General features: G+C 65.0%; 14 protein-coding genes. 7 read left to right on the top strand and 7 right to left on the bottom strand.

All coding sequences use genetic code 11. The annotated features are described in order from the left end of the window. Positions 1–130 precede the first annotated feature (130 nt). Both BRAD3257_RS11440 and BRAD3257_RS11435 read left to right on the top strand, forming a co-directional pair. Positions 131–451, top strand: coding sequence for a hypothetical protein (locus BRAD3257_RS11440; RefSeq protein WP_122406498.1), 321 nt, complete (start codon positions 131–133; stop codon positions 449–451). 210 nt (positions 452–661) lie between these two features. Then, entirely contained in the window at positions 662–943 is a 282-nt protein-coding gene (locus BRAD3257_RS11435; protein WP_122401911.1) for a hypothetical protein, read from the top strand. Positions 944–1,017: 74 nt separating this feature from the next. Here the strand turns inward: BRAD3257_RS11435 and BRAD3257_RS11430 are convergent, their stop codons facing one another. Continuing rightward, positions 1,018–2,244: a lytic murein transglycosylase gene (locus tag BRAD3257_RS11430; protein WP_122401910.1), complete on the bottom strand. Its 1,227-nt coding sequence runs from the start codon at positions 2,242–2,244 to the stop codon at positions 1,018–1,020. Positions 2,245–2,251: 7 nt separating this feature from the next. Beyond that, positions 2,252–3,901 (bottom strand): energy-dependent translational throttle protein EttA, encoded by a 1,650-nt coding sequence (ettA, locus tag BRAD3257_RS11425; protein WP_122401909.1) that lies wholly within the window; start codon positions 3,899–3,901, stop codon positions 2,252–2,254. Between the two features lie 234 nt (positions 3,902–4,135). On the opposite strand from ettA, the gene BRAD3257_RS11420 reads away from it, so the two are divergent. Further along, a complete protein-coding gene (locus BRAD3257_RS11420) occupies positions 4,136–4,351 on the top strand; it encodes a hypothetical protein (protein WP_122401908.1) in 216 nt (71 codons plus the stop codon). 130 nt (positions 4,352–4,481) lie between these two features. After that, a complete protein-coding gene (locus tag BRAD3257_RS11415; protein ID WP_122401907.1) occupies positions 4,482–5,444 on the top strand; it encodes a D-2-hydroxyacid dehydrogenase family protein in 963 nt (320 codons plus the stop codon). 49 nt (positions 5,445–5,493) lie between these two features. Here BRAD3257_RS11415 and BRAD3257_RS11410 read toward each other — a convergent pair whose 3' ends face one another. Beyond that, a complete protein-coding gene (locus BRAD3257_RS11410; protein ID WP_122401906.1) occupies positions 5,494–6,462 on the bottom strand; it encodes an NAD-dependent epimerase/dehydratase family protein in 969 nt (322 codons plus the stop codon). 152 nt (positions 6,463–6,614) lie between these two features. Further along, positions 6,615–7,811: a L,D-transpeptidase family protein gene (locus BRAD3257_RS11405; RefSeq protein ID WP_162500559.1), complete on the bottom strand. Its 1,197-nt coding sequence runs from the start codon at positions 7,809–7,811 to the stop codon at positions 6,615–6,617. 365 nt (positions 7,812–8,176) lie between these two features. On the opposite strand from BRAD3257_RS11405, the gene BRAD3257_RS11400 reads away from it, so the two are divergent. Then, positions 8,177–8,956, top strand: coding sequence for a hypothetical protein (locus BRAD3257_RS11400; protein WP_162500558.1), 780 nt, complete (start codon positions 8,177–8,179; stop codon positions 8,954–8,956). 54 nt (positions 8,957–9,010) lie between these two features. Here the strand turns inward: BRAD3257_RS11400 and sseA are convergent, their stop codons facing one another. The 3 genes from sseA to BRAD3257_RS11385 form a co-directional block, all read right to left on the bottom strand. Beyond that, entirely contained in the window at positions 9,011–9,865 is an 855-nt protein-coding gene (gene sseA / locus BRAD3257_RS11395; RefSeq protein WP_122401903.1) for a 3-mercaptopyruvate sulfurtransferase, read from the bottom strand. Between the two features lie 186 nt (positions 9,866–10,051). Next, complete coding sequence (locus BRAD3257_RS11390) at positions 10,052–10,465, bottom strand: rhodanese-like domain-containing protein (protein WP_018641027.1); 414 nt, start codon at positions 10,463–10,465, stop codon at positions 10,052–10,054. 109 nt (positions 10,466–10,574) lie between these two features. Then, positions 10,575–11,750: a vWA domain-containing protein gene (locus tag BRAD3257_RS11385; RefSeq protein WP_122401902.1), complete on the bottom strand. Its 1,176-nt coding sequence runs from the start codon at positions 11,748–11,750 to the stop codon at positions 10,575–10,577. A gap of 174 nt (positions 11,751–11,924) precedes the next feature. Here BRAD3257_RS11385 and BRAD3257_RS11380 point away from each other — a divergent pair, with 174 nt between their 5' ends. Beyond that, a complete protein-coding gene (locus tag BRAD3257_RS11380) occupies positions 11,925–12,170 on the top strand; it encodes a GlsB/YeaQ/YmgE family stress response membrane protein (protein WP_122401901.1) in 246 nt (81 codons plus the stop codon). Positions 12,171–12,275: 105 nt separating this feature from the next. Beyond that, complete coding sequence (locus BRAD3257_RS11375; RefSeq protein WP_122401900.1) at positions 12,276–13,118, top strand: AAA family ATPase; 843 nt, start codon at positions 12,276–12,278, stop codon at positions 13,116–13,118. Positions 13,119–13,373: the final 255 nt, after the last annotated feature.

Here is a 13,373-nt window from a genome sequence, read left to right as displayed (position 1 = left end):
CATGTCAATTGGTCGTCGCCGGCGAAGGCGCCGTTCATTGATCATTCAAGCGAATTGTGGAACTCTGCTCCCAATTGTGGAACTCTGCTCCCAAAGAGTTCCCGCGTGATTGTGCGAAAAGGTCAAGCCGATGAAGAAGTCGCTCCTGGCAGTTGCCGCCGTCGCCACCCTGGCGCTGACGGCCGGAACACCCGCCCATGCCCAGCGCGGCGTCGCCGCGGGCGTGGCCGCCGGGATCATCGGCGGCGCGATTGTCGGTGGCGCGCTTGCCTCTCCGTATTACTACGGACCCGGCTATGGCTATTATGAACCAGGCTACTACCCGTCGCGCTACTACGCACCGGGCCCGGGCTATGTTGCCGACGACTATTACGGCGGCTGCGTCTGGCAGAAGCAGCGCTTCTGGGACGGCTATGCCTGGCGCGTCCGCCGTGTCAGAGTCTGTGGCTAAGTCGCCAGGACCGGCTCACCACGGATGGGCCGTTCATCTCGGAGCCCGAAAAAGACCGCTTTTTCTCGTCACAGCTCCGTGTGCGTTTACCGTGGATTGACCATTTGCGCGCTTGCTAGCCCAACGGCCAATTCCATCAGAGTGTGCGTGAACCTTTGAAACCCGGGCACCTCTAACAAGGGGAGCCCATCTCCCAGGAGAGCCCTGAGCATGAAGAAGACTTTAGTTGCCGCCCTCACGGTTGCGACGGTCGCCGGTTCGCTGGTGACCGCCACCCCGCCTGCCAAAGCCGGTGACGTCGGTGCCGGCATCGCGGCTGGCCTGATCGGCGGCGCGATCGTCGGCGGCGCCATTGCGTCGAGCCGTCCCGCCTATGGCGGCCCCGTCTATGTCGCCGAGCCCGGCCCGCCGCCCCCGCCCTGCTACTGGCGTCGTGAGCGGTATTGGGACGGTTACGGCTGGGTCGTCCGCCCGGTCCGCGTTTGCTACTGATCTGATCGTTACGCGCGCGCCGCGATCGAAGCCCGGCCGAGCATCTCGGCCGGGCTTTTTCTTTTGCTGCTCTGCTATCGCGCAGCCTGGATCGAGCGCAGCACCTCTTCGCTGGGCCAGCAATCGACCTTCAAACCCGCCGACTTCTGATAGGCGCCGAGCGCTGCGCGTGTCTGCATGCCGGCCTTGCCGTCGATCTTGTCCCTGTAGAGCCCGATACGCGTCAGCCCGCGCTGCATGGTCTCGACATCCTTGGTGCGCAACTGCTTGGAGGCCGACCAGGGCGTTGCAAACGGCAGCGGGCTCATCATGCGGTCGCTGAGATGGCCGACGAACAGCACGTAGAGATCGGAGAAATTGTATTCCTTGATGACGAAGTAGTTCTTCGTGGTCAGGAACGACGGGCCGTAGATGCCCTCCGGCTGGAGCAGCGAGGCTGGCTGAGCCTGCTCGGCCGCGCTGAGCTTTTGCCCACGCACCGGCACAAAACCTTCGCGCAGCCACTGGCCGATCGGCTTCGTCACCTCCGGCACGCCAACCGTGCAATCGACGTTCGCCGGCGCCTGCACCTCATAGGCCCAGCGCAAGCCGCTTTGCCAGCCCTTGTTGACGAGTTGCTGCGCGGCCGAGGCCAGCGCATCCGGCACGGAGTGCCAGATATCGATACGGCCGTCGCCGTCGAAGTCGACGCCATGCTTGTAGTATTCCGAGGGCAGGAACTGCGTCAGCCCGGTGGCACCGGCCCAGGACGAACGCATGTCCTTGCGCGTCACCACGCCTTCTCCCAGGATCTTCAGCGCGAGGACGAATTCGTTGCGATACTGGTCCTTGCGGCGGCCGACATAAGCCTGCGTCGCCAGCACGCGGACGAGATCGTAGGGCAGCGTGTAGCGGCCATAATCGGTCTCACGGCCCCAGATCGCGAGCATGACGGTGGCAGGCACGCCGGAGCTTCTCTCGATCCCGGTCAGTGCCGTGCCATATTTCTGCAGCAGTCGCTGTCCCTCGCCGGCCAGCCGCGCGATCGAAGCTTCCTTGACGTAGTCGGCCGGGACCTGCACGAACTCGGCCTGCGAGGGCGCGCCGGTCGCGGGCCGTCCGGGCAGGATCAGATCGGGCAGCTTGTAGTCGGGCTCGAGCCCGCGCGTCTCACGCTCGAATGTCGCGCGCGAGACGCCGGCCGCCTGCGCCTCCGGCCAGAGCGAATCAACGAACTGCGTGAAGGCCGCGTCGGCAGCGTGGGCGGACGACCAGCCGCAGGTGACGACGATCGCGGCCGCGATGAGCGCCCGCCGCATCATGCCGGGATCACCGCGTCAGCTTTTTGTACTTCACGCGATGCGGGATGATGCTGTCCTGGCCGAGCCGGCGCATCTTGTCCTTCTCGTAGTCCTGGAAGTTGCCCTCGAACCATTCGACATGGCTGTCGCCTTCGAAGGCCAGGATGTGGGTCGCGATGCGGTCGAGGAACCAGCGATCGTGGCTGATGATGACGGCGCAGCCGGCGAAGTCCTCCAGTGCCTCCTCGAGCGCGCGCAGCGTGTCGACGTCGAGATCGTTCGTCGGCTCGTCGAGCAGCAGTACGTTGGCACCGGACTTCAGCATCTTGGCGAGATGCACGCGGTTGCGTTCACCGCCGGAGAGCGCGCCGACCTTCTTCTGCTGGTCCGCGCCCTTGAAGTTGAACGCCGAGCAATAGCCGCGCGAGTTCACTTCCTTCTTGCCGAGCAGGATCAGCTCGTTGCCGCCGGAAATTTCTTCCCACACGGTCTTCTTGCCGTCGAGTGCGTCGCGCGACTGGTCGACATAGCCGAGATGCACGGTCTCACCGATCGTGATTGTGCCGGAGTCCGGCTGCTCCTGGCCGGTGATCATCCTGAACAGCGTGGTCTTACCGGCACCGTTGGCACCGATCACGCCGACGATGCCGCCCGGCGGCAGCTTGAACGTGAGATTGTCGATCAGGAGACGATCGCCAAAACCTTTGCTGAGCCCTTCGAAGTCCACCACGTTGGTGCCGAGCCGCTCGGCGACCGGGATGATGATCTGCGCGGTCTGGGTCTGCTTCTCGCTCGCCTTCTTGAGCAGCTCCTCATAGCGCTGATAACGCGCCTTCGACTTGGCCTGGCGCGCCTTCGGCGAGGACGCCACCCATTCCTGCTCGCGGGCCAGCGTCTTCTGGTGCGCAGCGTCCTCGCGGCCCTCCTGTTCAAGCCGCTTCTGCTTCTGCACCAGCCAGGAGGAGTAGTTGCCCTCATAGGGGATGCCGCGACCGCGGTCGAGCTCGAGGATCCAGCCCGTGACGTTGTCGAGGAAGTAGCGATCGTGGGTGACGATCAGGATCGCACCGGGATAGTTGCGCAGGTGCCGTTCCAGCCACGATACGGATTCCGCGTCGAGATGGTTGGTCGGCTCGTCCAGCAGCAGGAGCTCGGGCTGGTCGAGCAAGAGGCGGCACAGCGCGACGCGGCGGCGCTCACCGCCGGAGAGTTTGGTCACGTCGGCGTCGTCGGGTGGACAGCGCAGCGCGTCCATGGCCTGGTCGACCTTGCTGTCGAGATCCCACAGGCCCTGCGCCTCGATCTCGTCCTGAAGCTTGGTCATCTCCTCGGCGGTCTCGTCCGAATAGTTGACGGCGAGCTCGTTATAGCGGTCGAGGATCGCCTTCTGCTTGGCGACACCCTGCATGACATTCTCGCGCACGGTCAGCTTGGGATCGAGCTGCGGCTCCTGCTCGAGATAGCCGACGCGGGCACCCTCGGCGACCCAGGCCTCGCCGGTGTATTCCTTGTCGAGGCCAGCCATGATCTTGAGCAGGGTCGACTTACCCGACCCGTTGACGCCGAGCACGCCGATCTTGGCGTCCGGATAGAAGCTCAGGTGAATATTGTCGAGCACCTTCCGGGTCGGGTAGCTCTTGGTCAGGCCCTGCATGAAATAGATGAACTGGCGCGCCATCGGTCCCGTGAAACCTTCGATTTGAGGAAATTTGCTTGCCGCCGATGTAACGATCCCGCCCCCAAAGGGCAACGTTTTCCGTCCGTTCACCACGGATGAATACGGGACGGACACCATCCGGCCACCGATCCGGACAATTGAAACCATTTTTTAATAAAGCAGGCCAAAGCTCGGTTTCGCGCGGAAACAGCGCCACCCGCTCAGAACGAACGGGCAGCACAGCGAGGCCGCATCATGGCTCTGATCGAGACCAACTCTCTTCCTGTTCCGGCGGCAGCCGGGCACGTCTCCGGGTTCGCCTCGGAGATCAAGGCCTTCTGGAAGCGTTTCGTCACCACCGCCTTCAACCCGTATCGGCCCGAGCTGCACTACATGCGCGGCCCCGGCCCGGCCTGGCGCGCCAAGCACGGCATGGATGCGCCGTTCCGCCTGAAGCCCCGCGACCGTTGATCCCCTCTTTCCTGTCGGACTTTTGAAGACCTCGGCGGCTTGCGCGCCGTCCTCATTACGCGCAACCATGGTCCGGTTCCGACGAAGGCGCCCCGCTCGCGCCGTCACCTCTCGCCATGGATGAACGCTGATGACGCGGCTGCGCTGTGCAATTCTCGACGACTATTTCAACCTCGCTCTCGATGTCGCCGACTGGCCGAAACTATCCGACCGCCTTGACGTCACCGTGTTCAGCCACCCCTTCGCCTCCGAGCAGGCGGCAGCCAGCGCACTGGCCGATTTCGAGATCGTCTGCGCGATGCGCGAGCGCACCGCGTTTCCCAAGAGCCTGTTTGAGAGCCTGCCGAAGCTGAAGCTGCTGCTGACCTCAGGCATGCGCAACGCTTCCATCGATATGGAGGCTGCGAAAACGCGCAATGTGGCCGTGGGCGGCACCCAATATTCCCGCGATCCGACCGCGCCGCTCGCCATGGGCCTGATCCTGGAGCTGACCCGCGGCATCGGCCGCGAGAATGCACGCATGCATGCCGGCGAGCCCTGGCAGAGCTTTGCCGGCGTCGAGATCGAGGGGATGACGCTCGGCATCGTCGGGCTCGGCAAGCTCGGCAGCAAGATGGCTGGGATCGCGAAGGCGTTCGGCATGAACGTGATCGCCTGGAGCCCGAATCTCACGCCCGAGAAGTGCAGGGAAGTCGGCGTCGGCTACGCTACCAAGGAGGAGCTGTTCGCCAAGGCCGACATCGTCACCATCCACGTGGTGCTGAGCGAGCGTTCGCGTGGCCTCGTCAGCCGCGCCGATCTCGCGCGGATGAAGCCGACGGCCTTCCTCGTCAACACCGCGCGTGGGCCGATCGTGGACGAGCAAGCGCTGCTCGAGGCGCTGCAGCAGCGCCAGATCGCGGGCGCCGGCTTGGACGTGTTCTCGATCGAACCGCTGCCGGCCGGCCATCCCTTTCGCAAGCTCGACAATCTCGTGCTGACGCCGCATCTCGGCTACGCCACCACCGATGGATTGCGCATCCATTACGGCCAGATGGTCGAGGCGATCGACGCCTGGACCAGGGGCAGCGAGCTGCCGCGGCGGCTTGCCTGAAACGCGATGAGGCCGGGGATCAACCGTCATCGCTCCCTCACATAGAAGCTCAAGCCGCCGTGCGATGGACCGCGGAATGCCTCGCAGCGTCGACGAAGCCGTCTCGCCAGGAGGGATGGGCCGGCAGCCAACCGAGCTCGCGCTTGGCCTTGGCATTGGAGGCCCCGCGCACCTCGGTCATCATCGCAACCATGTGTTCGCCCGCAAGCAGTCGCCCGAGCCACGCCGGAACGTGAAGCGGGGGTTTGGCGTCAAGGAACTCGGCGAGCGCCGGCAGCCAATCCCTGACCAGTGCCGGATGGTCGTCGACGATGTTGTAGATGTTGCCAGCGCGTCCGCGCTCGACCGCAGCCACGGTCGCTGACGCAGCGTCTTCGGTGTGAATGAACGACCAATGTCCGCCGCCATCGCCGATAACCGGCACTCGCCGCCGGCGAAGCTGATCTTGCATCGCCGGCGACAGCGTGCCGGTTTCCGGGCCATAGAAGAATCCGTAGCGCAACACGATGCCTTCGGGTGCAGACGATGCCGTAACGGTTCGCTCCAGATACCGGATCGCCTCGAGTGTACGCCGCAATTCTTCCGGAGGATTCGGCTCAAGTTCGTCCGCTTCCGTCTTGATCGCTCCGCCATCGCGGCTGAAGGTCCAGCCACAGAAGCTCTGTGCAATGAAGCGCTTGGCACCGGCCTCTCGCGCGGCCGCGAGCAGAATGTCGATTCCGCGGGTCCGCAACTCGTTGGTCCGCGCGAACGCGCGATCGAAATGCCGCAGATCCGTGGCGGCGGCTAGATCGGTCATCTGATGGATGACCACATCAGGCCTTGCCGCGATTACGGCCGCGCGCATGTCCGCCGCGTCGAGGCCGTCGGCAATGACGGGTTCGGCGCCGAAATTCTCGAGCATGCCCGTTTTCGCCGCGCTCCGCGTCGAAGCGACGACCGAGTGGCCGCTGGCAAGAAGGAGAGGGACGAGCTGACGGCCCACGGCGCCAGTGGCGCCCGCAACAAAGATTCGCATCCTGTGCTCCTCGCATTCGCTGCAATCAGCCGGGACGTAGTCGGGCCGGGCGTGGATTCAAGCGAGCGGAGGCGCGAACGAGCATGCGTCAAATGAGTGCGGCGCGTGGCCAAAGCACACGCGCCGCCGATTGGTCGGTTCTGCGAGCCGGTTCAGCGCACCGTCACCGGCGCGGGGAGCGGCGGCACCACCGTCGGCTGGGTGCCGGGCACCGGACCGGCCTGAGCGGCCATCGGAGCCGGACCGGCGGCACCGGGGGTCGGCGCAGCGGAGGCAGTCGCCGTTCCCGGCGACGGGCCGCCCGGCAGCACCACTACGCGGGTGCCGACCTTGACGCGGTCGAACAGGTCCGAGACGTCCTCGTTCAGCATGCCGATGCAGCCGGAGGACACGAATTTGCCGATCGTCGAAGGCTGGTTGGTGCCGTGGATGCGATAGACGGTCGAGCCGAGATACATCGCGCGGGCGCCAAGCGGATTGCCGGGGCCGCCGGCCATGAAGCGCGGCAGGTAGGGCTGACGCTCAATCATCTCGGTCGGCGGATGCCAATCCGGCCACTCGGCCTTGCGGGTGATCTTCTGCACGCCAGTCCAGGTGAAGCCGTCGCGCCCGACGCGGACGCCGTAGCGGACCGCGCGGCCGTTGCCGAGCACGTAATAGAGGTAGGTGTTGGGCGTATCGACCACGATGGTGCCGGCCGGCTCCTTGGTCTGGAACGCAACTTCCTGGCGGCGCAGATTCGGGGGCAGCTGCGCCGGCGCAGCATCCGGCTGCTCCTCGGGTGGCAGCGAGGCAACCGTCATCGGCCGGCCGGCGGCGCCAACAGGCGGCTGGCCGGACTGCACCGCTCCGGTCGCGGCCGGACCACCGACTGCCTCCGGCGGACGCAGGCCATCGTTGGCCGGCGCCTGGGCCGGACGGTCGGCGTAGATCACCGGCGGCGGACCGGCGGGCCGGCCATAGCGGGGATCATCGGGCGACATCACGGGGCCCTGGGGCGGCGCCGCCGAATAGACCGGCGGAGCGCCAGCCGGACGGCCATAACGCGGATCATCCGGCGACATCACCGGCCCCTGCGGCGGGGCGGCCGAATAGACCGGAGGCGCGCCGGCCGGGCGGCCGTAGCGCGGATCGTCAGCCGGACCGGGCGGCGGCAGCGAAGCCTGCGGCATCGCCTCGTCGTCTTCGTCCAGCGCGTCGAAATTCGGCATGCGGTCGCCGGGCCGATATTCGGCCGGGGCACCATAACCTGGCGCCTGCTGGACCGGATAGCTCTGAGCCTGAGCGAGCGAGGTCCCCGCCGCAGCGACTGTCGCGGCAGCGCATATCGTCAGAAAGTGTTTGATCATCATCGCTCTTGTATAGTCCCCAAGCCCGATCGGACCGTTAACGGCCAGATGACGGAAGATAGCGGCACATTCAAGACATATCAGGCTTATTTGCGCCGGATTGGCCGATTTGTGATCCGCAAGACTACCGTTGCCCCGTTGCATCACGGGGCTGAAATCGTGTCGCGGCATCAATTGCCGCGATGTTCGGCCGCGATTTTAACAGAACGATGCCGAAGCGTTGCGATATGGTCGAATCAGCCTGATTCGCCACTTTTTGAGCTCGGATCCGCGTGGCGAACGCGGCAAGCAGTACCGTCACCGCGTTCAGATGGCTCTTTGGCCCCGGCCACCTCGCCGCCGGGGCGGAAATTCGCAATCGCTCGATGCTTCCCGGCTTTCGCTTCCTGTTTGCCGCGATCCTGCTGTCAACCTCCATCCTGGTGTTCGGCCTAGGGGCCGCCGCGCTGCTGCGGGCGACCCATCAGCAGTATGTCAGCAACCCCTCCTGGCGGAACGGCCCGCAGGAGCAGGTGTTTGCGCAGAGCCCCGAACCGGCCCAGCCGGTGCTCGCGGTATTGCGGGCCGAGCCGGAGGTGCCCGCCGAGACCACGCTATCGCTGCGTGACCAGGTGCCGACCATTGGATTGCCGGCGAGCGAGCCCGAACAGGTGGCCGCGCTGGCCACCGAGACCGCCGTTCAGCCGCAGGCCACCGCGCCTCTGGCTGAAGTCCCGGCTGTCGAACCAGCCGAGCCCGAAGCGACGGTAGAGGCTGCACCGCCAACGACCACCGACACGCTCACCCCGGCCGACACCACGGCGTCGATCGCAGCGGCCCAGCCCGCCGCAACGAACAGCGAGCCGGCGCCGCCCGAGCCCACTGCCGCCCTCGCCTCCCCGGCGGTTGATACCGCCTCCGCGAAGCTGGCCGTGCTGAACGATCCGGCGACGACGGCGGTGAAGGCTGCGCCGGCGAAGGCCAAAGCCGAGAGCAAGAAGCCGGACAGCAGCGCATCGGACAGCAAGGCGGCCAAGCGCAAGGCGAAGGCGAAGAAGCGGCACCGCGTGGTGCGCCGCCCACCGCCTCAGCAGGTGCAGCAGCAGCTCGATCCATTCGGTCAGCCGCAGGCGTTCACTGCGACGGCGACGGCGCGCACGCGCTGATCTTCACCTCTCCCCGCAAGAACGGGGCGAGGGAGCGCACTGTCATCGTGGCGACTACGCCGGCCCGGTCGCGATCGGCGGGCCGCCGGCCTGACCCCATTCCGACCAGGAGCCGTCATAGAGCGCGGTGTCGGTGATCCCCAGGCGATAGAGGGCGAGCGTGAGCACGCCCGCGGACACACCGGAGCCGCAGCTCGTCACGATGGGCGCGTCGAGCTTGACGCCGGCATTCGTGAAGGCGGCGCGGAGATCGTCGAGCGGCTTCATCTCACCGGTCGCGGCATCGAACAGCAGATTGTAGGGCACGTTGCGGGCGCCGGGGATGTGGCCGGAGCGGATGCCCGGCCGCGGCTCCGGCGCGCGCCCCTCGAAACGGTCGGCGGCGCGCGCGTCGATCACCTGCTCCTTGCTGCTTTCGAGATTGGCGATGAGCTGCTGCATGCTGCGCACGCGTTTTGAATCATAACTCGCCTTGAACGTCGTAGGCTTGGGCTTCACCTCGCCGCTCTCGACCGGACGCCCTTCGGCGCGCCACTTCTTCAGGCCGCCATTGAGGATGCGCACATTGCCGTGGCCGAAGGCCAGGAACATCCACCACGCGCGGGGCGCTGCAACCCAGCCGCCGGCATCGTAGAGCACGACCGTGTCGCTGTTTCCGATGCCGAGATTGCCGACGTCGCGGCCGAACTGCTCGGCGCTCGGATACATGTGCGGCAGCGGGTTGGAATGATCCGACACCGCATCGACGTCGAAGAACACCGCGCCCGGCAGATGCGCGGCGAGATAGTCGTCCTTCGGCAGCGGCAGCACGCCCGGCAGCTTGAAGCTGGCATCGAGAATCTTGATGTTGGCATCGCCCATGTGGGCGGCGAGCCATTCGGTGGAGACGAGGGGGTCGGTGGCGGTCATATGATGTCTTTCTTGTCGTTCCGAAGTTGAGGCAATGCGCATCGAACTCCGCTGTCATCGCCCGGCTTGACCGGGCGATCCAGTATTCCAGAGGCGGTTGTGATTGAGCCGAGAGGCCGCGGCGTACTCGATTCCCCGCTTTCGCGGCGAATGACAGCGGAGAATGGCGCAACAGCGCAGCACTTCTCACCCCTTCTTCTTCGGCTCCCATTGCTCGGTCGGGCCACCTGCGTCACGCCAGGCGGCGTAGCCGCCGGCGATGTGGGCGACGGGCTTCAACCCCATATCCTGCGCGGTCTTGGCCGCGAGCGCGGAGCGCAGGCCGCCAGCGCAGTGGAAGACGAACTTCTTGTCCTCCTGGAAGATCGGCTTGGCGTAGGGGCTCTGCGGGTCAATCCAGAATTCGAGCATACCGCGGGTGCAGGCGAAGGCGCCGGGGATGCGGCCGTCGCGTTCGATCTCGCGGGGGTCGCGGATGTCGACGATGACGACATCGCCGTTCTTGGAGATCTCGATGGCGTCCTTGGCGGTCAGCGTCTCGATCTCGGCATTGGCCTCGTCGATCAGCGCCTTGATGCCGCGGGTAATGGTCTGGGGCATGGGGTCTTCCCTTCTTCTTCCGTCGTTCCGGGGCGATCGCGAAGCGAGCGAACCCGGAACCTCGAGATTCCGGAATTCGCGCTGCACGCGCCCCGGAATGACAGCAGCGCTAATGCGTCAATTCCTTCATCGCACTTTCCAGGCCTTCGATCGTGATCGGGTACATGCGGCCCGCGAAGATGCGTTTGATGATGGTGGTGGATTCCGAATAGTCCCAGTGCTTCTGCTGCACCGGGTTCAGCCACACCGCGTGCGGATAGGTGCGGATGATGCGGTCGAGCCAGACCGAGCCCGGCTCCTCGTTGACGTGCTCGACCGAGCCGCCCGGCACCATGATCTCGTAAGGCGACATCGAGGCGTCGCCGACGAACACGACCTTGTAGTCGTGCGGGTATTTGTGCAGCACATCCCAGGTCGGCGTGCGGTCGGTGAAGCGGCGCTTGTTCTGCTTCCACACGCCTTCATAGAGGCAGTTGTGGAAGTAGAAATACTCCATGTGCTTGAACTCGCTCTTGGCCGCCGAAAACAGCTCCTCGACCTGCTCGATATGTGCGTCCATGGAGCCGCCGATGTCGAAGAACACCAAGAGCTTCACCGCATTGCGGCGCTCGGGGCGCATGTGCACGTCGAGATAGCCGTGATTGGCGGTCTCGCGAATGGTGGTGTCGAGATCGAGCTCGTCGGGCGCGCCGGTGCGCGCGAATTTGCGCAGGCGCCGCAGCGCCACCTTGATGTTGCGGATGCCGAGCTCGACATTGCCGTCGAGATCCTTGAACTCGCGCCTGTCCCACACCTTCACGGCGCGGTTGTTGCGGTTCTTCTCCTGGCCGATGCGGACGCCCTCGGGGTTGTAGCCGTAGGCCCCAAAGGGTGAAGTGCCGGCGGTGCCGATCCACTTCGAGCCGCCCTGGTGGCGGCCCTTCTGCTCCTCGAGGCGCTTTTTCAGCGTCTCCATGAGCTTGTCCCAGCCCATGGCCTCGATCTGCTTCTTCTCTTCCTCGGTGAGGTATTTCTCGGCGAGCTTCTTCAGCCATTCCTCGGGGATCTCGGCCTTCTCCATGGCGTCGAGCAGGCTTTCCAGCCCCTTGAAAACGGTGCCGAAGACGCGGTCGAACTTGTCGAGATTTCGCTCGTCCTTCACGAGCGAAGCGCGCGACAGATAGTAGAAATTCTCGACCGTGTAGTCCGCGAGGTCAGCGTCGAGCGCCTCCATCAGCGTGAGGTATTCGCGCAGCGTTACGGGGACCTGCGCATCGCGCAGAGAGGTGAAGAATTGCAGGAACATGGGTGACAGATTGCCCGTCGGGTGGCTGGCGTCAAGGGGCGGCGCTTCACCTCTCCCATAGGGGCCCATAGGGAGAGACGAAGCAGGATCACGACCGCGGTGATTCAGCGTGGACCCAAGGGCTTTTTGCTCTAGAATTGCCGGCCTCAAGGGGTTGTTTTGGGGACGTTTGCAATGGGAATTGTCGCGGCGCTGATCATCGGCGCGATCGCAGGCTGGCTCGCGGGCAAGATTGTCCACGGGGCGGGATTTGGGCTGATCGGCAACATCGTCATCGGCATCATCGGCGCGCTGGTCGCGAGCTGGGTGCTGCCGCAGCTGCATATCGCGCTCGCCACCGGCACGGTTGGCGCCATCGTGGACGCCACGATCGGCGCGGTGATTGTGCTGGTGATCCTTTCGCTGATAAGACGGGTCTGAAAGCCTGACCGAACCAGGAACGGCCGCGCTACGCGGCCGTTCCCATGTCGCGACCGGGGCGATGAAAGTGGCGATGCCTCGAACGACGACCAACAAGGACGCGCGATGAAATTTACCGGCACCAAGGACTATGTTGCGACCGACGATCTCAAGGTCGCCGTCAATGCCTCGATCGTGCTCGAGCGCCCGCTCCTGGTGAAGGGCGAGCCCGGCACCGGCAAGACGGTGCTGGCGGAGGAAGTGGCGAAGGCGCTGAACGCCCCGCTGCTGACCTGGCACATCAAGTCCACCACCAAGGCGCAGCAGGGCCTGTACGAGTACGACGCGGTGTCGCGTCTGCGCGACAGCCAGCTCGGCGATGCCCGCGTCTCCGACATCAGGAACTACATCAAGCGCGGCAAGCTGTGGGAAGCCTTCACCAGCGAGCAGCGCCCGGTGCTCTTGATCGACGAGATCGACAAGGCCGACATCGAATTCCCGAACGACCTCCTGCTCGAGCTCGACCGCATGGAATTCCATGTCTACGAGACCGGCGAGACGATCAAGGCCAAGCAGCGCCCGATCATGATGATCACCTCCAACAACGAGAAGGAGCTGCCGGACGCCTTCCTGCGCCGCTGCTTCTTCCACTACATCAAGTTCCCCGATGCCGACACGATGCATCGCATCGTCGATGTCCACTTCCCCGGCATCAAGAAGCGCCTCGTTGAAGAGGCGCTGCGCATCTTCTTCGAGGTGCGCGAGGTGCCCGGCCTGAAGAAGAAGCCGTCGACCTCGGAGCTGCTCGACTGGCTCAAGCTGCTGCTCAACGAGGACATGAGCGTCGAGCAGCTGCGGGAGCGGGATCCGAGGAAGCTGATCCCGCCGCTGCATGGCGCGCTGCTCAAGAACGAGCAGGACGTGCATTTGTTCGAGCGGCTGGCGTTTTTGAGCCGACGGGAAGTCTGAGCTCGTTGCAGCTCCCGTCATCCTGAGGTGCGAGGCATGGGACGCAAAACGTCCCATGGGGAGCCTCGAAGGATGAACGGCCGAGATGCAGCCGGGCCGTCGCCCTTCGCGGGCCGCTGAAGAAGCGGCCACCTCAGGGTGATGGTGAGAGATTTGTGCACGCTGCCTCACATCGTCATTGCGAGCGCAGCGAAGCAATCCAGAATCCCTCCACCGCAGCAGTCTGGATTGATTCGTCGCAGGAGCTCGTCGCAA

Source organism: Bradyrhizobium vignae, assembly GCF_900324035.1.
Lineage (GTDB): Bacteria > Pseudomonadota > Alphaproteobacteria > Rhizobiales > Xanthobacteraceae > Bradyrhizobium > Bradyrhizobium vignae.
Note: the sequence above shows the minus strand (reverse complement) of the source record. Positions and strands in the feature narration are given on the sequence as shown.

Excerpts from the sequence above, each read along its gene's own strand:
- BRAD3257_RS11405 (WP_162500559.1), bottom strand. The coding sequence starts at position 7,811 with ATGATCAAACACTTTCTGACGATATGCGCTGCCGCGACAGTCGCTGCG.
- BRAD3257_RS11400 (WP_162500558.1), top strand. The coding sequence starts at position 8,177 with ATGCTTCCCGGCTTTCGCTTCCTGTTTGCCGCGATCCTGCTGTCAACC.
- BRAD3257_RS11375 (WP_122401900.1), top strand. The coding sequence starts at position 12,276 with ATGAAATTTACCGGCACCAAGGACTATGTTGCGACCGACGATCTCAAG.
- ettA (WP_122401909.1), bottom strand. The coding sequence starts at position 3,901 with ATGGCGCGCCAGTTCATCTATTTCATGCAGGGCCTGACCAAGAGCTAC.
- BRAD3257_RS11385 (WP_122401902.1), bottom strand. The coding sequence starts at position 11,750 with ATGTTCCTGCAATTCTTCACCTCTCTGCGCGATGCGCAGGTCCCCGTA.
- BRAD3257_RS11410 (WP_122401906.1), bottom strand. The coding sequence starts at position 6,462 with ATGCGAATCTTTGTTGCGGGCGCCACTGGCGCCGTGGGCCGTCAGCTC.
- BRAD3257_RS11420 (WP_122401908.1), top strand. The coding sequence starts at position 4,136 with ATGGCTCTGATCGAGACCAACTCTCTTCCTGTTCCGGCGGCAGCCGGG.
- BRAD3257_RS11380 (WP_122401901.1), top strand. The coding sequence starts at position 11,925 with ATGGGAATTGTCGCGGCGCTGATCATCGGCGCGATCGCAGGCTGGCTC.
- BRAD3257_RS11440 (WP_122406498.1), top strand. The coding sequence starts at position 131 with ATGAAGAAGTCGCTCCTGGCAGTTGCCGCCGTCGCCACCCTGGCGCTG.
- sseA (WP_122401903.1), bottom strand. The coding sequence starts at position 9,865 with ATGACCGCCACCGACCCCCTCGTCTCCACCGAATGGCTCGCCGCCCAC.
- BRAD3257_RS11435 (WP_122401911.1), top strand. The coding sequence starts at position 662 with ATGAAGAAGACTTTAGTTGCCGCCCTCACGGTTGCGACGGTCGCCGGT.
- BRAD3257_RS11415 (WP_122401907.1), top strand. The coding sequence starts at position 4,482 with ATGACGCGGCTGCGCTGTGCAATTCTCGACGACTATTTCAACCTCGCT.
- BRAD3257_RS11390 (WP_018641027.1), bottom strand. The coding sequence starts at position 10,465 with ATGCCCCAGACCATTACCCGCGGCATCAAGGCGCTGATCGACGAGGCC.
- BRAD3257_RS11430 (WP_122401910.1), bottom strand. The coding sequence starts at position 2,244 with ATGATGCGGCGGGCGCTCATCGCGGCCGCGATCGTCGTCACCTGCGGC.